We start from the raw sequence: 531 nt of genomic DNA on the forward strand, positions 1-531 counted from the left end.
TAGGCAAATCTTAAAGTAAGCTTTGGCTTGCACGCTAGCTGTCCACTTATGTGGTGAATGAAGTGCGTCAAAATTGAGTTAAAACTCATTAAAACAGGTCGTACCGCCCATTTCTTGTACTTAGCTACGTTAACTATCATGCTGTTAGATTAAAATAGAAAAAGTGATTTTCGAAAAATTTAATAGCATGAAACCGACCGATCTGAATCTTATCCCCATCTTTATTGCCATCTATGAAGAGGGGAATTTATCTAAAGCGGCAGCACGTCTCAGTATCACGCAGCCCGCAGTTAGTAAAGCGTTGGCACGCCTTCGTGATATTTATGACGAACCTTTATTTCATCGCTGTACCAAGGGAGTAGAACCTACCTCTTTTGCTATGGATATTTACCCTGCGCTGCTTACTTCGGTGCAAAACTTTACTTCAACTCTGACGGCTTCTAGCGAATTTGACCCTAAAGTGTCGAATCGAGTGTTTTCCATTGCTTGTGTCTCTGTTGCAAGTTTTGAGTTGCTCCCTCAAGTTATGAA

Annotated in this window: 1 protein-coding gene; it reads left to right on the forward strand. The window is 41.1% G+C overall.

Going from position 1 to position 531, the window contains the following annotated elements; all coding sequences use genetic code 11:
- Window positions 1-187: 187 nt before the first annotated feature.
- The coding region (locus tag R7Z50_RS30755) for a LysR family transcriptional regulator (protein ID WP_318150186.1) at window positions 188-531 on the forward strand (344 nt) is incomplete at its 3' end.

This window comes from Vibrio sp. 1249-1, assembly GCF_033340495.1.